The sequence below is a fragment of the Anaeroglomus insulsum genome (assembly GCF_050689095.1).
Lineage (GTDB): Bacteria > Planctomycetota > Phycisphaerae > Sedimentisphaerales > Anaerohalosphaeraceae > Anaeroglomus > Anaeroglomus insulsum.
In genome coordinates this window covers 1-19,259 of the sequence record NZ_JBOGCL010000017.1, presented here as the reverse complement: position 1 = coordinate 19,259, position 19,259 = coordinate 1, and the positions used below count along the sequence as shown (strand labels likewise).

At 49.6% G+C, this 19,259-nt stretch carries 19 protein-coding genes; 17 read left to right on the top strand and 2 right to left on the bottom strand.

Features of this window, described 5'->3' with window-relative positions:
• Positions 1 to 351 precede the first annotated feature (351 nt).
• Entirely contained in the window at positions 352 to 675 is a 324-nt protein-coding gene (gene trxA, locus ACQ9LF_RS12695) for a thioredoxin (RefSeq protein WP_462489785.1), read from the top strand.
• Between the two features lie 78 nt (positions 676 to 753).
• Here the strand turns inward: trxA and typA are convergent, their stop codons facing one another.
• Both typA and ACQ9LF_RS12685 read right to left on the bottom strand, forming a co-directional pair.
• On the bottom strand, positions 754 to 2,616 hold the full coding sequence (typA, locus tag ACQ9LF_RS12690) for a translational GTPase TypA (RefSeq protein ID WP_462489784.1): 1,863 nt from the start codon (positions 2,614 to 2,616) through the stop codon (positions 754 to 756).
• 198 nt (positions 2,617 to 2,814) lie between these two features.
• Positions 2,815 to 3,030: a winged helix-turn-helix domain-containing protein gene (locus tag ACQ9LF_RS12685; RefSeq protein WP_462489783.1), complete on the bottom strand. Its 216-nt coding sequence runs from the start codon at positions 3,028 to 3,030 to the stop codon at positions 2,815 to 2,817.
• 214 nt (positions 3,031 to 3,244) lie between these two features.
• Here ACQ9LF_RS12685 and glgP point away from each other — a divergent pair, with 214 nt between their 5' ends.
• The 16 genes from glgP (at position 3,245) to ACQ9LF_RS12605 (ending at position 19,158) form a co-directional block, all read left to right on the top strand.
• Positions 3,245 to 4,945: an alpha-glucan family phosphorylase gene (glgP, locus tag ACQ9LF_RS12680; protein ID WP_462489782.1), complete on the top strand. Its 1,701-nt coding sequence runs from the start codon at positions 3,245 to 3,247 to the stop codon at positions 4,943 to 4,945.
• 172 nt (positions 4,946 to 5,117) lie between these two features.
• Positions 5,118 to 7,040: a threonine--tRNA ligase gene (thrS, locus tag ACQ9LF_RS12675; RefSeq protein ID WP_462489781.1), complete on the top strand. Its 1,923-nt coding sequence runs from the start codon at positions 5,118 to 5,120 to the stop codon at positions 7,038 to 7,040.
• A gap of 67 nt (positions 7,041 to 7,107) precedes the next feature.
• A complete protein-coding gene (gene infC, locus ACQ9LF_RS12670) occupies positions 7,108 to 7,704 on the top strand; it encodes a translation initiation factor IF-3 (protein WP_462489800.1) in 597 nt (198 codons plus the stop codon).
• A 128-nt stretch (positions 7,705 to 7,832) separates the two neighbouring features.
• The gene (gene rpmI, locus ACQ9LF_RS12665) at positions 7,833 to 8,027 is read left to right on the top strand and encodes a 50S ribosomal protein L35 (protein WP_462489780.1); all 195 of its coding nucleotides are present in this window, start codon (positions 7,833 to 7,835) and stop codon (positions 8,025 to 8,027) included.
• A 108-nt stretch (positions 8,028 to 8,135) separates the two neighbouring features.
• Positions 8,136 to 8,492 (top strand): 50S ribosomal protein L20, encoded by a 357-nt coding sequence (rplT, locus tag ACQ9LF_RS12660; protein ID WP_462489779.1) that lies wholly within the window; start codon positions 8,136 to 8,138, stop codon positions 8,490 to 8,492.
• A gap of 181 nt (positions 8,493 to 8,673) precedes the next feature.
• Positions 8,674 to 9,666: a phenylalanine--tRNA ligase subunit alpha gene (gene pheS, locus ACQ9LF_RS12655; RefSeq protein WP_462489778.1), complete on the top strand. Its 993-nt coding sequence runs from the start codon at positions 8,674 to 8,676 to the stop codon at positions 9,664 to 9,666.
• 135 nt (positions 9,667 to 9,801) lie between these two features.
• On the top strand, positions 9,802 to 10,683 hold the full coding sequence (gene rfbA, locus ACQ9LF_RS12650) for a glucose-1-phosphate thymidylyltransferase RfbA (RefSeq protein WP_462489777.1): 882 nt from the start codon (positions 9,802 to 9,804) through the stop codon (positions 10,681 to 10,683).
• Positions 10,680 to 11,246: a dTDP-4-dehydrorhamnose 3,5-epimerase gene (rfbC, locus tag ACQ9LF_RS12645; protein WP_462489776.1), complete on the top strand. Its 567-nt coding sequence runs from the start codon at positions 10,680 to 10,682 to the stop codon at positions 11,244 to 11,246. The genes rfbA and rfbC overlap by 4 nt, the downstream gene beginning before the upstream one ends.
• The gene (rfbD, locus tag ACQ9LF_RS12640; RefSeq protein ID WP_462489775.1) at positions 11,243 to 12,091 is read left to right on the top strand and encodes a dTDP-4-dehydrorhamnose reductase; all 849 of its coding nucleotides are present in this window, start codon (positions 11,243 to 11,245) and stop codon (positions 12,089 to 12,091) included. The genes rfbC and rfbD overlap by 4 nt, the downstream gene beginning before the upstream one ends.
• A gap of 30 nt (positions 12,092 to 12,121) precedes the next feature.
• Positions 12,122 to 13,135, top strand: coding sequence for a dTDP-glucose 4,6-dehydratase (gene rfbB, locus ACQ9LF_RS12635; protein WP_462489774.1), 1,014 nt, complete (start codon positions 12,122 to 12,124; stop codon positions 13,133 to 13,135).
• 99 nt (positions 13,136 to 13,234) lie between these two features.
• Positions 13,235 to 15,397 (top strand): ABC transporter ATP-binding protein, encoded by a 2,163-nt coding sequence (locus ACQ9LF_RS12630; RefSeq protein ID WP_462489773.1) that lies wholly within the window; start codon positions 13,235 to 13,237, stop codon positions 15,395 to 15,397.
• A gap of 20 nt (positions 15,398 to 15,417) precedes the next feature.
• Entirely contained in the window at positions 15,418 to 16,236 is an 819-nt protein-coding gene (locus tag ACQ9LF_RS12625) for a glycosyltransferase (RefSeq protein WP_462489772.1), read from the top strand.
• 2 nt (positions 16,237 to 16,238) lie between these two features.
• Positions 16,239 to 17,180 (top strand): hypothetical protein, encoded by a 942-nt coding sequence (locus ACQ9LF_RS12620; RefSeq protein ID WP_462489771.1) that lies wholly within the window; start codon positions 16,239 to 16,241, stop codon positions 17,178 to 17,180.
• A gap of 7 nt (positions 17,181 to 17,187) precedes the next feature.
• Positions 17,188 to 18,147 (top strand): UDP-glucuronic acid decarboxylase family protein, encoded by a 960-nt coding sequence (locus tag ACQ9LF_RS12615; RefSeq protein WP_462489770.1) that lies wholly within the window; start codon positions 17,188 to 17,190, stop codon positions 18,145 to 18,147.
• 11 nt (positions 18,148 to 18,158) lie between these two features.
• Positions 18,159 to 18,446, top strand: a complete 288-nt coding sequence (locus tag ACQ9LF_RS12610) for a hypothetical protein (RefSeq protein WP_462489769.1) — start codon at positions 18,159 to 18,161, stop codon at positions 18,444 to 18,446.
• 139 nt (positions 18,447 to 18,585) lie between these two features.
• Positions 18,586 to 19,158 carry an acyltransferase gene (locus tag ACQ9LF_RS12605; RefSeq protein WP_462489768.1) on the top strand — a complete coding sequence of 191 codons (573 nt, stop codon included), beginning with the start codon at positions 18,586 to 18,588 and terminating at the stop codon, positions 19,156 to 19,158.
• The last annotated feature ends 101 nt before the right edge of the window (positions 19,159 to 19,259 follow it).

Below are 19,259 nucleotides of genomic sequence, written 5' to 3'. Positions count from 1 at the left end.
GTTGTGGGCCGCTCTCCCTGTTGCCCGCTGTGCCGTTTGTGAACGGTCCTAGGTATCGTTCGGTTAGGCATTAATCGCCATCTATTGCACCGGCAACATTTAAAATATAGTGTATAATTGGGCGGTTGTCAAAAAAGGCCGTTAAAGAATCTGGCTGGCATATCGTAAGTCCTTTTATAATAATTAGATATAATTTAATCAAAGGAAAATATTATTTAGGCACTGTTGAGACATCCTGCCCCGCCTGCCAAAACCGGCCGGTCAGTGAAAACGAGTTTGACAGACCCAAAGGAGGCCGTTACAATGCGGTCGGAAAATGGACATAAACTTTAGCGAACGAAAGGATGCTCTATGGCGGGCAATGTAATTGAGCTGACCGATGATACCTTTGATGCGACGATTAATGGCGACATGCCGGTGCTGGTGGACTTCTGGGCGCCGTGGTGCGGGCCGTGCAAGATGCTGGGGCCGGTGATTGAGCAGATTGCCAATGAATACGCAGGCAAGGCGGTGATATGCAAGATGAACACCGATGACCAGCGGCAGGCGGCGATTCAGTTTGGTATCAGTGCTATCCCGACAATTATTCTGTTCAAGGACGGCCAGATGGTCAAGAAATGGGTCGGGCTGACGCAGAAGTCGGTATTGACTGCAGCGATTGACGAAGTGTTGTAATCTCTCGAAACAGAACGGGCCGGACAATCATGCCCGGCCCTGGATTGTATTCTGTGCAAAGTGATGCTAAGGCAGGCATTAGTCCTGCCTTTTTCTTGCCTCGCGTTTACGATCTGCTTCTTTGAGCAGACGTTTTCTCATGCGAATGGTTTTGGGGGTGATTTCCACCAGCTCATCTTCCTGGATATATTCAAGAGCCTGCTCCAGACTCAGACGACGAGGCGGTTTGACGCGGGCATTATCATCTTTGCCGGCTGCACGCATGTTGGTCAACTGTTTGGTTTTGACGGCATTGACCGGGATATCATTATCTTTGCAGTGTTCGCCGACAATCTGGCCTTCATAGACCTGGTCCCCCGGCTCAACAAAAAACGTTCCTCGGTCAAACAGGGCGTCCAGGGCGTAGGCGGTTACGATGCCGGTTTCGGTTGCAATCATGACGCCGGCCTGCCGCTGGGGAATAGAGCCTCGCATCGGCTCGTATCTTTCAAAGTTATGATGCAGAATTGCACGTCCCTGGGTTGCCGTCAGCAGTCGGGCATGCAGGCCGAACAATCCCCGCGAAGGAATATTGAATTCCATATGGATGTAATTGTCAGCACCGCTCTTGGAATCAATGCTGATCAGTTCGCTGCGCCGGTCTCCCAGCAGGCACATCACAGCACTCTGGCAATCCATGGGGCAATCGATGACCAGCCGTTCAATGGGCTCATGACGCAGACCGTCGATATTGCGGATAATCACTTGCGGTTTGCCGACGGTTAATTCGTAGCCTTCGCGGCGCATCGTTTCCAACAGAATTCCCAGGTGCAGCAGTCCGCGGCCTGAAACCAGGAATTCGTCAGCACTGGTTCCGGGTTCGACACGCAGAGCAACATTGGTTTTCAGTTCCTTATCGAGACGTTCTTTGACCTGACGACTGGTAACATATTTGCCATCCCGTCCGGCAAAAGGTCCGTCATTGACGCGAAAGGTCATATTCATTGTCGGCTCATCCACGGCGATAATCGGCAGGGCCATGGGTTTATCGGGGCAGGCAATCGTGTTGCCGATGTCGATGGGATCCAGACCTGCAATCGCACAAATATCTCCGGCTTCACAGTGGTCAGTCTGTTTTTTTCCCAGACCGTCAAATTCATAAAGCTGGATGATCTTCTGCTGGGTATGGGTTCCTGTATTGTCGATTACGGTAATCGTATCGGCCTGGTGAACAGTACCGGCAAAAATACGTCCGATTGCTATGCGACCGACGTAATCGGAATAATCCAGGGTGGTTACCAGCATCTGAAGCGGAGCATTCGGGTCGGCCTTCGGGGCAGGGATTTTATTGATGATGGCATCAAAAATCGGCTGCATATTGGAGTTGGGTTTTGCCAGATCCAGGGTGGCCCATCCCTGCTTTCCAGAGGAAAATATGACCGGAAAGTCCAGAGCGTCGTCATTGGCATTGAGTGAGACAAACAGGTCGAACACTTCATTGACCGCATCATTGGGACGCGCATCGGGCCGGTCGGCCTTATTAATCACCACAATGGGTTTGAGTCCATGGGACAATGCTTTGGATAAGACAAATCGTGTCTGAGGCATTGGACCGTCAAAGGCATCGACCAGCAACAGGACGCCATCGGCCATCTTGAGAACGCGTTCGACTTCGCCGCCGAAATCCGCGTGACCGGGGGTGTCGATGAGGTTGATTTTATATTCTTCCCCATCCGGATCGGTATAATTGATTGCGCAATTCTTGGAAAGGATCGTAATACCCCGTTCTCGTTCAAGGGGATTCGAGTCCATAATCAGGCCATGCTGCCCTCCGGCCAGCTTATCCAGTTCGGCGTCACGGAACATCCCGGACTGATATAAAAGCTGATCCACCAGCGTGGTTTTGCCATGGTCAACGTGTGCAATAATCGCCACGTTACGAATGTGCTGCTGTACTGACATATGTTTTCCCAAACATTATATAACTTCTTTACTTGCAAAAAATAAAGGCCGAAAAGCATAATCACTTTGCGGCCTTATTGTCAATTGAAATCCGGCGATTTTAATACATTGAGCGCGGGGATTTACTGTTGTATGTAAAGATAGGGCCAGATTATATCTGAAATCTGATCCAAACGCAACAGTATTTTCATCTGAATTTTAGCAAGTACAAGCTGAAGCGAGACTTACAGAAATTGTTTTGCCTTTCTCCTGGAAGACAAGCTTGTTTTCACGAGCAAGCCATCCTACAGCCATGGAGGCTATCTGTGAATTCAGGTTTACTTTCTTTGCCAACGTGGATAAACTGACCGGTTCCTGGCTTTGGGCCAAGTATTGCCATATAACACCCGCAGCCTGTCCAATTTTTTCCTGCATGATTTGTTCTCCCTAAAAAACAACAACAGATTCCATTCATTACTCATTACAATCATTATATCCGGAATAATCGGCTGTGACAAGGTTAGAATTTACTTAATTTTGGAGGGTGAAAACGCCTTCATTTCGATGGCTTTTTGCTGGATTGTTGGAGAATCCGGACGTATGATGGGAGTGATAAACATAAGATCCGATTCAGGGAAGGGAAAACGCGATGGAAAATGAACGAAAAGTGGCTTATTTCTCGATGGAAATCGGAATTGAAGAAGGTATGCCGACGTATAGTGGGGGGCTTGGGATTTTGGCGGGGGATACCATTATGTCAGCAGCGGATATGAAGATCCCGATGGTCGCGGTTACGCTGCTGCATCGCAAAGGGTATTTTTTCCAAAAGCTTGGGCCAGATGGCTGGCAGACAGAAGAGCCGTGCGAATGGGTGGTGGAGTATTACGCCAAAGAACAGCCCAGCCGGGTGGAGGTAACCATCGCAGGACGGACGGTGCATATCCGGGCGTGGAAGTATCAGGTTCACGGTATTTCCGGATACACAGTTCCCATTTATTTTCTGGATACAGACCTGAACGAAAATACCCCAGAGGACCGTGCCTTAACGGATTATTTGTATGGACGGGGTGGAGATCCAGGGTACCGTCTGAGCCAGGAGATAGTGCTGGGGATTGGTGGGGTTCGCATGCTGCGTGCTTTAGGCTATACCGAGATAGAGCGGTTTCATATGAATGAAGGACACGCCAGCCTTTTAACGCTTGAACTGCTGGATGAACAGCTTCGTGCGGCCAAGCGGTCGGAACTGACCCAAGATGATATTATTGCGGTGCGTGAAAAATGCGTCTTTACCACCCATACGCCAGTGGCGGCAGGGCATGATAAATTCCCATTGGACCTGGTCCATAAAATTCTGGGCCCCCATCAGGTTATGCAGAATCCGGATATCTTTTGTTGTGATGACAAGCTCAATATGACCTATCTGGCACTGAATTTGAGCCATTACGTCAATGGTGTAGCCAAAAAGCACGGCGAGGTCTCACAGCATATGTTTGCGTCTTATGTGATCGATTCCATTACCAACGGGGTTCATGCCGCCAGATGGGTTTGTCCGCAATTGGCGGATTTGTATGATCGGCATATTCCGGGTTGGCGTGAGGATAATTTCAGCCTGCGCTATGCGGTCAGCATTCCCCAGGAACAATTTGCCGAAGCCAAGGCCCTGGCCAAGCGGGAGCTGATCGAATATGTCAATCGACAGACCAACGCCGGAATGGATGGGGATGTACTGACGCTGGGGTTTGCACGTCGGGCGACCAGTTATAAACGGGCGGATTTGGTTTTTACGGATCCCAAACAACTGGTTCGGATCTCCAGAGATGTGGGCAAGATTCAGATTATCTATGGCGGCAAAGCCCATCCTAATGATATAGAGGGCAAAGAACTGATTAAACGCATTGTTGCGGCGGCGGGCCAATTGAAAAATGATCTGAAAATTGTCTATTTACCTAATTATGATATGGCTTTGGCGAAATTGCTGGTTGCAGGGGTCGATGTTTGGCTGAATACCCCGCAGCCGCCGATGGAAGCATCTGGAACCAGCGGGATGAAGGCGGCCCTGAATGGAGTGCCGTCTTTGAGCATTTTGGATGGATGGTGGATTGAAGGGTGTATTGAGGGAATGACGGGCTGGGCGATTGGAGAAAATTACCGTCGCCGCGACGACCAGGGGGGCAACTGGAGCTCAGATGCGGCCTCCTTGTATGACAAACTGGCGAAGGTGGCGGACTTATATTACCACAATAAGCATCATTTTTATCGTATTATGACCATATCGGTCGCAATGAATGGATCATTCTTTAATACCCAGCGGATGATGCAGCAGTATGTCTTAAAGGCTTATTTCAGATAACAGATAAATTGATATATAATATATCTGTGTATATTATCTTGATCTGCGTATTGTCTCTTGACATTTAGGACAAAACTCCTATATTGTTATAATTTATGTAGATATGCTCACTTAAGGTGCGCCTTGGAATTGACGCAAACTGAGCAATTTCAGATATTTATTGGAAAGGTCCATGGCAAAAGTTAAACTCCCGAACGGGGCAGTGCTGGAAGCCCCCGACGGCACGAACGCGTATCAATTCGCCGAGATGATTGGCTCGGGTTTAGCCCGTGCGGCTCTGGCGGCTCGTATTAATGATAAAATGGTAGATTTATCTACCCCGATTTATGGCGAAGTGAGCTTGCAAATCATCACTAATAAGGATGCCGAAGGAATAGAGATCCTGCGCCACAGCTGTGCGCATATCATGGCCGAGGCGATATGCAGTCTGTGGCCGAAGACTCGCTTGGTCTATGGGCCAACGGTGGCCGATGGTTTTTATTATGATGTGGATTTAGATACGCCTATCCGGCCAGAAGATTTTCCGAAAATCGAATCCAAAATGGCTGAGATCATCAAGGCCGATCGGCCATTTGAACGGATTGAGATGAGTCGCGCGGAAGCCCGCCAGAAAATGGCAGGAGATGTGTATAAACTGGACAATATCGACCGAGCCAGCGGAGATGTCATCAGCTTTTACCGACAGGGCGACGGATTTATGGATTTGTGCCGCGGGCCCCACATTCCGCGGACAGGCGTGATTGATCCCAAGGCGATTAAAATTATGTCCGTTGCCGGGGCATATTGGCATGGGGATGCAAGCCAAAAAATGCTGCAGCGGGTTTATGGGACGGTCTGGCGCAACAAAAAGGAACTGGATGAACATATTACCCGCATCGAAGAGGCTAAAAAGCGGGATCATCGTGTCATTGGTCGTCAGATGGATTTATTCAGTTTTCAGGAGGAAGGGCCGGGCTTTGCGTTTTTGCACCCCAAGGGAATGGTGGTCTGGAATGAGATCATTGATTTCTGGCGAAAGATTCATCGTAAGTATGGATATTGTGAGATCAAGACCCCGATTATGCTGAATGAATCCCTGTGGCATCGCAGCGGGCATTGGGATCATTATAAACAGAATATGTACTTTACAACCGTCGATGAGATGACTTATGCCATCAAGCCGATGAACTGTCCGGGGGGCCTGCTGGTGTACAAATCCAACAAGCATTCCTATCGCGAGTTTCCGATGCGTGTGGCGGAACTGGGGCTGGTGCATCGCTACGAGGCCAGCGGTCAGATGCACGGGCTGGTGCGTGTGCGGCAGTTTACGCAGGACGATGCTCATATTTTCTGTACGCCGGATCAGATTGAAAGCGAAGTCATCGGCGTTATTTCTCTGGTCCAGGAACTCTATTCGGCGTTTGGCTTCAAGGAATATCATATCGAGTTATCGACCAAGCCGGAAGATCATATCGGCTCGGATGAAATCTGGGAGATTGCAACCAATGCTCTGGCGGGGGCCTTGAAGCATAAAGGTCTGGCGTACCAGATTAATGAGGGTGATGGGGCGTTCTACGGGCCCAAGATTGATTTCCATATCAATGACTGTATCGGGCGGTCGTGGCAGTTGGGTACGATTCAGCTTGACTTCTCGATGCCGATGCGGTTTGAGGTTACCTATACCGACAAAGATAATACGGAAAAAACGCCGGTGATGCTGCATCGGGCAATTCTCGGGTCGCTGGAGCGGTTCCTGGGCATTCTGATTGAGCATTACGCGGGCAATTTCCCGCTGTGGCTGGCGCCGGAACAGGTGCGGATTATGCCCATCAGCGAAAAGACCAATGACTATGCGATGCAGCTGGCCGAAAGACTCAAGCAATCTGATTTGCGTGTCTGGACCGATTTGTCAGACGACAAGATTGGGGCCAAGATTGTCAAGGCTCATAGCGACCGCGTGCCATATATGCTGGTGGTTGGCCCCAAAGAAGCCCAGCAGGATGCTGTCAATGTGCGTCTGCGTCAGAGTCAGCAGACTGTGACGGTCCCGGTGGACCAGTTTATCGCAAAGGCCAAAGAGCAAATTGCCCAAAGAAGCGATCAGTTAGGCATGTGATTTTTCATTCGGCGGTGAATGAAAAATTGAAACCATACAAACACTCTAAAATGGAAAGGTAGCAGCTATCAGTACAGAAGGTTTCCGTATCAATGAAAAGATTCGCACCAGCCCGGTCCGGCTGATTGACGAATCGAATAGTCAGGTAGGTGTTGTGACGATTCAAATTGCACTGGAAAGGGCACGTGAAGCGGGGCTTGATCTGGTGGAGGTTTCTCCGAACACCCAGCCGCCTGTTTGTCGGATAATGGATTATGGCAAGTTTCTCTATCAGCAGAAGCGCAAAGCCAAGCTGAGCCAGAAGAAACAACATGTCATGGAATTAAAGGAACTTCGGATCCGTCCCAAAATTGATGATCATGACCGGGATATCAAGATTAAACATGCCGAGGAATTCCTGCAGCGCGGCGACAAAGTCCAGTTTACAATGATGTTTCGTGGTCGCGAGATGATGTATGTGGATCATGGTAAAGAGGTGATGAACTATATCATTGAGCGTTTACAGGGCTGTTCCAAGGTCGAGCGTCCGGCAGAGTTGCTGGGCAAGCGAATGACGCTGATTCTGGTACCCTCCAAAGGGACTGGGGCGACGACCGCGGGGCAACCTGTCCAAAAAGGACCCAATCCCTCTGGATTGAACATTGAACTCAAGACAAAGGCCTGAGCAATCGGCCTTTGCTAATTCCGGATAGTTTTTTGTTGACCTTAAGGTACAAAGCGGGTATAATATTCCGCTTTCCAGTGTGGATTTGACTGTGATTTTCCGTAAATGCTTAAAGAGGAAGAAGTTATATGCCGAAAATGAAGACCCACAAGGGGTTAAAAAAACGCGTCAAGATTACCGGCACCGGCAAGGTAAAACGCCAGCGGTGTAATGGCGGTCACCTGTTGAGCAATAAGAGCAGTCGCAAGCTGCGTTCGATTAAATCCACAGCCATTGTCAAAGGTGCCAAGGCTCGTGCGATTCGGACGCTGCTGGGTGCCTAAGCGTTTTGCAGCCTATGTAAATCGAAGTCAAGCACCTGCTTCCCGGCTTCATCAGCTGCCGTAGTGGGTGTGTATTGATGAAATCAAGTATAGAAAGGAAAAGCTGGTATGCCAAGAGTACGTCGAGGACATGCGCGTCATCAGTCCAAAAAGCGCATTTTAAAGGCCGCAAAGGGGTTTTACGGTCCAAGGAAAAATCAGATTCGTCTGGCCAAAGAGGCCGTGGTTCGCGCCAATGTTTACAGTCGCGTTGGTCGTCGCCAGAAAAAGCGGTTGTTCCGAGAGATGTGGATTGTTCGTCTGAATGCGGCCTGTCGTGAACGCGGGATTCGCTATAGCCTGCTGATCAATGGCTGCAAGAAAGCGGCGATTGAATTGAACCGCAAGATGCTCAGCGAGATTGCGATTGCTGATCCGGCCGGTTTTGACAAGATTGTCGAAAAGGCGCTGGCCGCAGCACAATAGCATTTTATCAAACGCAATTATCAAGACAGAGAACTGCCTTCGGCGCTAAGATTAAAATTATCGCTGAAGGCTGTTCTTTTTTATGCCCATGGGGTATAATTCGCCCGGCGTGATCCCGGCAAACACCATCGCGACGACCGGCGATCACTCAGGTGAAATCAGGATAAGGACAGGTACGACTATGCTGGAACAGTTTGAACAAATTGCCGCTTCCGCGATGGCGGAATTGGATGCCATCAAGACGGCTGAGGAGCTTGAACAATACCGAGTAAAATACCTGGGACGCAAGGGGCTTGTGACGAATATGCTTAGCCAGATCGGCAGCCTGCCGCCGGAGCAGAAAAAGCTGGGAGGGCAGACGGCCAATCGGATCAAACAACAGGTAACCGAGGCATTTGAAAGCAAAAAACAGACTCTGGGGGCCATCAGCGTCAAGCAGGGCCCCATGATTGATGTTACTCTGCCGGGGGCACCCATTCGGCGTGGACGCAGTCATGTCCTGATGCAGACAATTAGTGAGCTGCTGGATATTTTTGGCCGGATGGGCTTTCAGATTGCATATGGGCCGGAGATTGAGGATGAATGGCATAATTTCATTGCGCTCAATATTCCGGCTGAACATCCGGCGCGAGACCCGATGGATAATTATTATATCAGCGATTCGATGCTGCTTCGAAGTCAGACTTCGACAATTCAGATTCGGGCGATGGAAAAACAGACCCCGCCGATTCGGGTTGTGGCTCCCGGGCGAGTCTATCGGCCGGATACCGTAGATGCGACCCACATGTTTATGTTTCATCAGCTGGAGGCCCTGGTTGTGGATGAAGGGGTGACGATGGTCGATTTAAAAACAACCATCAGCCAGTTCATTCATGTCTTTTTCGGGCCGGACACCCAGTTCCGTTTTCGACCGAGCTTTTTCCCGTTTACCGAACCGAGCTGTGAGGTGGATATCCTGTGGGTGGATAAGAGCGGGCGGGAATCGTGGATGGAAATCGGGGGGTGCGGGATGGTGGACCCGAATGTCTTTGCAGCTGTAAATATCGATAGTGAGAAATATACCGGCTGGGCGTTTGGATTCGGGATTGAGCGACTGACGATGAAAAAGTACGGAATCACCGATATTCGTTTGCTGTTTGAGAATGATTTGCGGTTCTTGCGGCAGTTTTCTTGACGTTTTCCGATGGACTATGAGGAATCTGCCGCGACAGACGCCGGCGGCTAAATAGGTCCGTGCTTTGCTGCAACGCAACAACAAGGTCAATTTAGATCGTACAAAAAAATAATCACTGTGGATTCGGGAGAAAATATGGCACGAAAAGGAATAATTCTTGCCGGAGGCAGCGGGACGCGGCTTTATCCTGCAACCCAGGCGGTCAGCAAACAGCTTTTGCCAGTCTATGACAAGCCGATGGTCTATTATCCGCTGGCCACCCTGATGTTGTCAGGAATCCGTGAGATTCTGGTGATTTCAACGCCGCAGGATACGCCGCTGTTTCGGATGCTGCTGGGCGACGGGAGCCAGTGGGGGATATCGATCGAGTATGCTGTTCAGCCCAGGCCGGAGGGGCTGGCACAGGCGTTTATTATCGGCAAGTCCTTTTTGGCGGGAGGGCCGGCCTGCCTGATTCTGGGGGATAATATTTTTTACGGGCATGGTCTGACGCCTTCTCTGCGGAATGCTGCGATGAATCAGGACGGAGCGACGATTTTTGGGTATTGGGTGCGGGATCCGGAACGATATGGCGTGATTGAATTTGATGCCTCGGGCAAGGCCCTGAGTGTGGAGGAAAAGCCCGCCAAGCCCAAATCCAATTATGCCGCGGTGGGGCTGTATTATTATGATCATCAGATTACGGAAATTGCCGCGTCGATCAAGCCTTCGGCACGGGGTGAGCTGGAGATCACCGATGTCAACCGGGAATACCTCAAACGCGGGCAGCTTCGGGTGGAACTGCTCAGCCGCGGGATTGCCTGGCTGGATACGGGAACGCATGAGTCGATGCTTCAGGCGGGAAATTTTGTGCAGACGGTGCAGCAGCGGCAGGGGCTGATGATTTCCTGTCCGGAAGAGATTGCCTATCGTATGGGCTGGATATCAGCGGAACAACTGATGCGTCTGGCTGAACCGCTGAAGAAGAACGAATATGGTCAATACCTCATTCAGTTGATTAAAGGTGGAAACCGATGAATCGAATAGAAACGGCGATTCCTGGTGCATTCATTCTGGAGCCAAAGGTGTTTGGCGATGCGCGGGGTTTTTTTATCGAGACCTACAGCGCAAAACGATACGCGGATGCGGGCATTCCGGAGACATTTGTGCAGGATAACCTATCCTTTTCCATGCGGGGGGTACTGCGGGGGCTTCATTTTCAAAATCCCAATGGACAGGGCAAGCTGGTCCAGGTCCTGCAGGGTGAGGTTTATGATGTGGCGGTTGATATCCGGCTGGGTTCGCCGACCTTCGGCAAGTGGGTGGGGATACTATTGTCCGCAGAAAACAAACGGCAGTTTTTCATTCCGGCCGGTTTGGCCCATGGATTCTGTGTGCTCAGTGAGACAGCGTTGTTTCATTATAAATGCACAGACTATTACGCCCCGGCCAATGAAGGCGGGATTGCCTGGAATGATCCGGATATCGGTATCGAATGGCCGATATCGCAGCCGATACTCTCGGCCAAAGACGCCGCATACGGACCGTTAAAACATTATCCTCAGGAACGATTGCCTCGTTATCAGCAGGGAGGACGATGATGAACAGTCCAGTGGTTGTGCTGGGAGCCCGAGGAATGCTCGGGACGGATTTGATGGCCTGCCTGGCCCGGCAGGGGATCGCGGCTCAGGGGTACGATCTGCCTGATTTTTCAATTGTGGATAAAAGTCAGGTTGAGAAGGCCATTGACGGCGCAAAGGTGGTCATAAACTGTGCAGCTTATACCAATGTGGAAAAGGCTGAAAGTGAACAGGCCCTGGCATTTCAGGTCAACGCAGAGGCGGTGGGTATGCTGGGACGGATTGCCGGCAGCAAAGGGATTCCGGTCCTGCATATCAGTACGGATTTTGTTTTTGACGGCAAGCTGGACAGGCCTTATGTTGAAACCGATGCGGCCCATCCGATTAGTGTCTATGGGGCCAGCAAATATGAAGGGGAGAAGGCGTTAATGGCATCAGGCTGCTGCTGCAGCATCGTACGAGTGCAGTGGACGTATGGACGACAGGGTGTTAATTTTATCAAGAAACTGCTGGATGCGGCACGTGCGGGAAAACCGCTGAAGGTAGTGGATGATCAGGTGGGGTCCCCCACGGCAACTGAGGAGGTGTCTAAAATCATATGCGCACTGATTCAATTGCCGGCATTTCCAACGGGGATCTATCACCTGGCGGCGGGTGGGTATGTGAGCCGGTTTGATATGGCGAAATTTCTGTTTATGACATTGGGAATGGCCGTGGATTTAAGCCCATGCAAGACTGGGGATTTTCCATCTGCGGCCAAACGACCTTTGAACAGCCGGTTCAATTGCCATAAGCTGGAGACATTGCTGGGCATGAAAATGCGTCCGTGGCAGGATGCGTTGCGGGATTATTTGGCAACAATTTAAGGTATACTTTTGAATGATAGGGATCTGACAATGCGAACGATTCTGGTCACCGGGGGAGCGGGTTTTATCGGCAGCAATTTTGTGCGAATGGTGCTCAGTGAGCATCCGGATGTCCGGGTGGTGAACCTGGATTTGCTAACCTATGCCGGCAATCTGGAAAGTCTGGGCGAATTTTTGAACCATCAGAATCATATCTTCGTCAAAGGTGACATCTGTGATGGAAAACTGGTCAACGACCTTGTGGTCCAGTATAAAATTGATGCGATAGTGAATTTTGCAGCCGAAAGCCATGTGGACCGTTCTCTGGTTGAGCCGGGGGTGTTTATTCAAACCAACGTCACCGGAACGCTGACACTGCTGAAAGTGGCATTAGACCACAAACTGGAGCGGTTTTTGCAGGTTTCTACGGATGAAGTGTATGGCTCGCTGGGTCCCGAAGGATTTTTCACCGAAACCACTCCACTGAGTCCAAATTCGCCGTACTCGGCCAGCAAGGCCTCGGCGGACATGCTGGTACGGGCGTTTTCACATAGCTGGGGACTGCGGTGTAATATCACCCGGTGCTCGAATAATTACGGTCCGTATCAGTTTCCGGAAAAAATGATTCCTTTGATGATTCATAATGCCTTGAATGACAAGGAATTGCCGGTTTATGGGGATGGCTTGTATATTCGGGACTGGCTGTATGTCTATGACCATTGTACGGCCATCTGGAAGGTTCTGACGCAGGCTGAACCGGGGACGATTTATAATGTGGGGGGCAACAATGAAAAGACTAATTTGGAGGTGGTGGGGATTATTTTGGAGCGGCTGGGCAAGCCCAAAACGCTGATTCGCCATGTCAAAGATCGTCCCGGCCACGATCGGCGGTATGCTATCGATTCGGGCAAGATAATGAAGGAATTAAACTGGAAACCGACAGTCACTTTTGAAGAGGGAATCGTTAAGACCATTGATTGGTATCTGGCCAATACAGGCTGGCTTAATCATATTGTATCCGGGCAATATCAGCAATATTATCAGAGCATGTACAGCAATCGATAACCGAAGATTTGGCGACAGCAGGCTGGACAAGGAATGTCTTGACCGAGGGGTCTTTCTGAAGTAAACTTTGCCGTTTTCTTGAGAAAGGCTTAAAAAGGAATGAGTGAAAAAACAACAAATTTGTCTGCTTTTAAGCGGGTTTTGGGTTATGTCTGGCCGCAGTGGCCGAGTCTGGTTGCCTTGTTTTTTTGGGCAGCGATGATTGCGGTGATGTTTTCGGCCAGCTTTCTGACGATTATTCCGCTGTTAAAGGTAATGATGGAGGAAGAAGGTCTCCATGCCTGGATTGACCGAAAAGTCTGTAACGCACGATATGGAATTGATTTTTATGTTCCGGGTCGTAATGAATTATACGATACCACATCGGATGTGGCCAAATATTTGTTGATCAATCGTGTCGATGGAGGAAAATGGGGGGCTGAAAATGGACTGCAGCGAGGCGATCGGATTGTGAATATTGCGATTGGGGACTCTCTTGGACAGGAGAATTCGATTGCGGTGATGCTGGAGCTGCTGGCCACATCCGAATCCGAACAGCCTATGGTATGGTCTATTTTACGCACCGATGCCCAGGGGAACTCGGAATCGCTGACACTCCATAAGAGCGTGCCGAATAAGCCGTTTTATGCCGACTGGATGCAATGGCCCGTCAGTTTTATTCCTCGCTCTGAAAAAAATGAAGATATGCTCAAGGCGATGATTGTTGTAATCCTTGCCTTAACGGCAGTGACGTTTATTCGCTGCTGGGCACGGTTTTACCAGAGCTATCTGGCGGAAAAAGTGGTTTCTGTTGCCAATGCAAAATTGCGAGAGGACGTGTTTCATCATGCCTTGTATATGCCGGTAGGTTTTTTTGCGACCCGAGGAACCAGTGATACCACCAGCCGAATCATCGGCGATGTGGCACAAAGCGGCAAGGGAATCAAGATTCTGTTTGGTAAGACGATTCGTGAGCCGCTGGTGGCGATCGGGGCGATGACGGCCGCATTTACGATTAGCTGGGAATTGTCGTTAATCTTCCTGACTTCGGCGCCGGCGGTTATTGGTGTGATTGCAATTTTCGGCAAGAAGATGAAGAGAGCCATGAAGAAATCGCTGGTTTCAACGGCTCAACTGCTGGGGCGCATCCAGGAAGTGATGAATGCCCTCCGGGTGGTTAAAGTATATAACCGTCAGCCCTGGGAAGCGCAGGCGTATGAAAAGAAAAACCGGGAATTTTTGAAATATTCGCTTCGGATGTCGAAAATTGATGCTGCGACCAGTCCGACCATGGATGCGATGGGTATGGTGGCTGCGGTAAGTGTCATTTTGATTGGGGCAGTGTGGGTGACCCATAACAAAATGCAGCCGAGTGCTTTTTTTGCGTTACTGGCTTGTCTGGGCGGGGCGGCGGAGTCCGTTCGCAAGGTCAGCGATGTCTGGAATATGGTGCAGCAGGCCAATGCGGCGGCAGAACGTGTGTTTGCGGTGATGGATGAACCGAAAGAACGCGAAGCGCCCAATGCATTTGCCATGAAGCCGTTGCATCGGGAAATTGAGTTCAGGAATATCGTCTTTACTTATCCTGGCGCTCAGCAGCCGGCGCTGAATGGGATTGATTTGACAGTGCCGGCGGGACAGACCGTGGCGATAGTCGGCTCCAACGGTTCCGGCAAAACAACCCTGGTGAATCTGCTGCCGCGGTTTTATGACCCCGACAGCGGACAGATTTTAATTGATGGGCAGGATATCCATCAGGCGACGTTTTACAGCCTGCGTGACCAAATTAGCATGGTAACACAGAATGTCGTTACCTTTAACGACACGATTGCCAACAATATTGCTTATAGCAAACCGGATGCGACACGGGACGAGGTGATTGCAGCCGCCAAACGGGCCTATGCGCATGAGTTTATTACGACTCTCCCGAAAGGCTATGATTCGATGATTGGCGAATTAAGCAGTGGATTTAGTGGTGGACAGCTGCAGCGCATAGTGATTGCCCGGGCGATTCTGAAAAATCCGCGAATCCTGATTTTCGATGAAGCGATGAGTCAGATTGACGCCGAAAGTGAGGCCAAGATTCATGCCGCACTGGGAGATATCATGAAGGGACGCACCTGTTTTCTGATTGCCCATCGTTTCAGTACGGTGATTTCTGCAGATCGAATCATTGTGATGGACAAGGGACGCATCGTGGCCGACGGCAGACATCAGGATTTGATTCAGCACTGCCAGGTGTACAAGAATCTGTATGAGACGCAGTTGATGTCGCCGCAATAAACGGCATCTCGGAATGATCTATGGATAACCCGCGACAGGCCAAAGCGACGATAGGGGTGGTCAATTACAAAACCCTGGATTTGACCAGGCTGTGTCTTCGCAGTATCCGTAAATATACACGTCAGCCGTATGAGGTGATTGTGGTGGATAATGATTCCCAGGATGCCTCGACGGAGTATCTGCGGTCGCTGAAGTGGATTCGGCTGATTGAGCGTAAAGACAAAACCAATGACAGCAGCGGAGGGTATGCTCATGCCGCGGCGCTGGATATGGCCCTGGAGCAGACCCAAACCGAGTTTTTCGTTGCTATGCATTCGGATACGTTTGTCCGGCGGGAGAATTGGCTGGGGGACCTGCTGGCGATGTTTGGTCAGGACAACCGAACGGCCTGTGTCGGAGCCGGCAAAGTGGAATTGACGCCGGACTGGCAGGTCTGGCTGAAAAAGCTGACGGATTTTAAGACGTTCAAGCGAATCCTGCTGCGCACGCCGGATCCGCTGGGCATGTACCGGTATTATAATCGTACGGTATGCAGCATTTACCGAACCGAGGTTCTTAAACGTGAAAAGCTGTCGTTTCTGATGGATCGGGACAAAGGGTTGACCGTTGGCAAGAAACTGTATTTTGAACTGGTGGACCGAGGCTATAAGACGGTGGAGTTGTCGGACCGATTGATGCGGCAATACTTGTATCATCTGGCCCATGCGACCCAGGTGGTCAATGCAGGACAATATCATCTGAAACAGCGTACCGTACGAAAAATCAGCCGGCTGATGGAACGGATTATGCAATCCGAGCAGGTTCAGCAGATTTTAAAAGACGATTCTCTGGATCAATAAATATGACCTCGAAAAGGATTTCCAATATTGTATTTACCAAGAATCGTCCCTTGCAATTGCATGGCTATTTAGAGAGCCTTCAGCGTTTTGGTTCTCCCCAGGCAATTCAGACTTATATTATTTATAAACCGGATTTATTTGATGCAGAATACGAACTTTGCTTTCGTTCTTTTCCGGATTGTGTTGTGGTTCGCGAAGCCAGCTTCCACTTGGATTTTCTACGCTTGATTGAGCAGATCCAGACGGAATATATATTGTTTGGGATAGACGATTTTGCCTATTTTGACAATATTGGATTCGATTTCATTGACAGTGCCTTTGCCAAAATAGGGCAGGAATTGTTTGGATTTTCACTGAGGCTGGATTCGCAGCAGATGCCCGAGGATTTTGCTGCAGGCAGTGTCCGGCCGGTGGAGGTTCAAGGGCAGACACTCTATGCTCTGGATTGGACCAAGGGGCAGACGCCCAGTACGCGGTATCCGTTTGAGCTATGTGCGACAGTCTATCGGACCCAGGATCTTCGCCGACTATTCAGCCGGGTGGTGAGTCATCATTGGATTGCCAATCGGTATTTTCGACCCGGCTCAAAGGCGGCACGCGTGTATGGGTATTTTTTCAACCTGCGAAACCTGTACAAGCGGTTGGGTTTCTTTTATAATCCCAACACGCTGGAGTCGTGGTGTTGTCGGTATGTACAGAGACATCCTGATGCGTTTGGACATCTGCTGGCCTATCGCTCCATTTGCGGTACGGCCATCCAGGTCAACATGGTCAATACAACGACGGTTAATGAATGGGATGATTCGGCTAAACTGACGGTGGAGGTGCTGGCAGAAAAATATCGGCAGGGCTGGCGGCTGGATCTGGACAGCCTGGCCGCGGACAAGCCTGGCCGAACCCATAGTGGCCCCGAGCGATTCAAGTTATGCAAAAAGGAAAAATGAGGAACGTATGGTTAAGCGTATTCTTGTAACAGGTGGAGCCGGTTTTTTGGGATCGCATTTATGTGAACGGTTATTGCGTGAAGGGCATGACGTCCTGTGTGTTGATAATTTTTATACTGGGCGCAAGAAAAATGTGTTGCATTTACTGCCCAATGGGCGGTTTGAACTCATGCGCCATGATGTGACCTTTCCTCTATATATAGAAGTGGATGAAATTTATAATTTAGCCTGTCCTGCTTCGCCGATTCATTATCAGCACGATCCGGTTCAAACGACCAAGACCAGTGTGCATGGGGCGATTAATATGCTGGGATTGGCCAAGCGGGTCAAGGCTAAAATTCTCCAGGCCTCAACCAGTGAAGTCTATGGTGACCCCGAAATTCATCCGCAGACGGAATCCTATTGGGGGCATGTCAATCCGATAGGAGTTCGCTCCTGCTATGATGAAGGAAAACGCTGTGCGGAGACGCTGTTTTTTGATTATCATCGCCAGCATAAGCTGCGGATTAAGGTGATTCGCATCTTCAATACTTATGGGCCAAGAATGCTGCCCAATGATGGCAGGGTTGTGTCGAATTTTATTGTGCAGGCACTGCTGAATAAGCCCATTACCATTTATGGTCAGGGCCACCAGACCCGATCATTTTGTTATGTGGATGATTTAATTGAAGCCATGGTCAGGATGATGAATACCCCCGACAGTTTTACCGGACCGGTCAACTGCGGCAATCCTCAGGAATTTTCCATTTTAGAGCTGGCTCGGAAAATCATTGATCTGACCGGATCATCCAGTCGGTTGATTTTTATGCCGCTGCCCCAGGACGATCCAGCGCAGCGCAAACCAGATATCACTCTGGCCCAGGATGCGCTGAAGTGGTCACCGACAGTGGCACTTGACGAGGGCCTGAAAAAAACCATTTCTTATTTTGAACAAATGCTGCGTGATGGTGAACTTGAATTAAGTTAGCGGGAATTGCGATGTCAAAGTTTTATAGTCGATGGAAAAAACAATTGATTCGCTCGAAGATTGTGTCGGGCCTGAGCCGATTTCCGGCGTATTTCCGGGATTGGTACCGCTATAGCCATATGGAAGGAGCGGAGCCGATTCGGCTCAACGATACATACCCCTGTTTGTTTGACAAGACCAGCAGGACAGGGGTGGACAGTCATTATTTTTACCAGCATGTCTGGGCGATGGAATCTAAACAGCCTGGCCGAACCCATAGTGGCCCCGAGCGATTCAAGTTATGCAAAAAGGAAAAATGAACAACAGCATGAGAAATGATTCTCTCAAAAATGAGCCCCTGAGCATTCCTGGTTATGGCAAGCAGCCCCGTTTGTTTTGTGATGGGGAGGATGTGATTGCGGAAGGGCAAATTATTCTGAGGGGAGGGAGGCATAACACGTGACCCATAATTTCTATACGGATGAGGAACTGAAAGCATTTGGCTTCAAACAAATTGGTACCAATGTTCTGATCAGCAGAAAAGCGAGTATCTATTCTCCGCAGCATATTGCATTGGGATCGAATATTCGCATTGATGATTTTTGTATATTAAGCGGTGTAATTACTCTGGGCAATTATATTCATATTGCTGCATATACCTCACTTTGTGGTGGCAACCAGGGGATTGTTCTGGAGGATTTTGTAAATCTATCCAGAAAAATAGAAATTTTTGCGATCAGTGATGATTTCAGTGGGGCGTCTATGACCAACCCTATGATCCCCAATGAGTATAAAAAGCTGATCGAAGGGAGGGTTTGGCTGAAAAAACATGTCATCGTGGGAACAGGGACAGTGATTTTGCCTGGCGTTGTACTTGAAGAAGGCTCTGCAATCGGGGCATTAAGCCTGGTCAAAGCCAGTACGGATCCCTGGAGTATTAATGCGGGTATCCCGTCACGAAGAATTAAGGACCGTAAACGAGATCTGTTGAAGATAGAAGAGTTGTTTCATGACCCAAACAATAAAAAATGAAATCCAGGGATTACCCCGTCCTGTTTATGTCACATCTCCTTTGCTCCCCAGTTTAAGAGAGCTGGGCGGATACCTCAAGGCGATTTGGAAATCCAAATGGG

Bases quoted from the DNA above. Each gene is read 5' to 3' on its own strand.
- ACQ9LF_RS12685 (WP_462489783.1), bottom strand. From the start codon at position 3,030: ATGCAGGAAAAAATTGGACAGGCTGCGGGTGTTATATGGCAATACTTG.
- pheS (WP_462489778.1), top strand. From the start codon at position 8,674: ATGCTGGAACAGTTTGAACAAATTGCCGCTTCCGCGATGGCGGAATTG.
- ACQ9LF_RS12625 (WP_462489772.1), top strand. From the start codon at position 15,418: ATGGATAACCCGCGACAGGCCAAAGCGACGATAGGGGTGGTCAATTAC.
- ACQ9LF_RS12620 (WP_462489771.1), top strand. From the start codon at position 16,239: ATGACCTCGAAAAGGATTTCCAATATTGTATTTACCAAGAATCGTCCC.
- rpmI (WP_462489780.1), top strand. From the start codon at position 7,833: ATGCCGAAAATGAAGACCCACAAGGGGTTAAAAAAACGCGTCAAGATT.
- ACQ9LF_RS12610 (WP_462489769.1), top strand. From the start codon at position 18,159: ATGTCAAAGTTTTATAGTCGATGGAAAAAACAATTGATTCGCTCGAAG.
- rfbA (WP_462489777.1), top strand. From the start codon at position 9,802: ATGGCACGAAAAGGAATAATTCTTGCCGGAGGCAGCGGGACGCGGCTT.
- rplT (WP_462489779.1), top strand. From the start codon at position 8,136: ATGCCAAGAGTACGTCGAGGACATGCGCGTCATCAGTCCAAAAAGCGC.
- thrS (WP_462489781.1), top strand. From the start codon at position 5,118: ATGGCAAAAGTTAAACTCCCGAACGGGGCAGTGCTGGAAGCCCCCGAC.
- rfbD (WP_462489775.1), top strand. From the start codon at position 11,243: ATGATGAACAGTCCAGTGGTTGTGCTGGGAGCCCGAGGAATGCTCGGG.
- typA (WP_462489784.1), bottom strand. From the start codon at position 2,616: ATGTCAGTACAGCAGCACATTCGTAACGTGGCGATTATTGCACACGTT.
- trxA (WP_462489785.1), top strand. From the start codon at position 352: ATGGCGGGCAATGTAATTGAGCTGACCGATGATACCTTTGATGCGACG.
- rfbC (WP_462489776.1), top strand. From the start codon at position 10,680: ATGAATCGAATAGAAACGGCGATTCCTGGTGCATTCATTCTGGAGCCA.
- glgP (WP_462489782.1), top strand. From the start codon at position 3,245: ATGGAAAATGAACGAAAAGTGGCTTATTTCTCGATGGAAATCGGAATT.
- ACQ9LF_RS12615 (WP_462489770.1), top strand. From the start codon at position 17,188: ATGGTTAAGCGTATTCTTGTAACAGGTGGAGCCGGTTTTTTGGGATCG.
- ACQ9LF_RS12630 (WP_462489773.1), top strand. From the start codon at position 13,235: ATGAGTGAAAAAACAACAAATTTGTCTGCTTTTAAGCGGGTTTTGGGT.
- rfbB (WP_462489774.1), top strand. From the start codon at position 12,122: ATGCGAACGATTCTGGTCACCGGGGGAGCGGGTTTTATCGGCAGCAAT.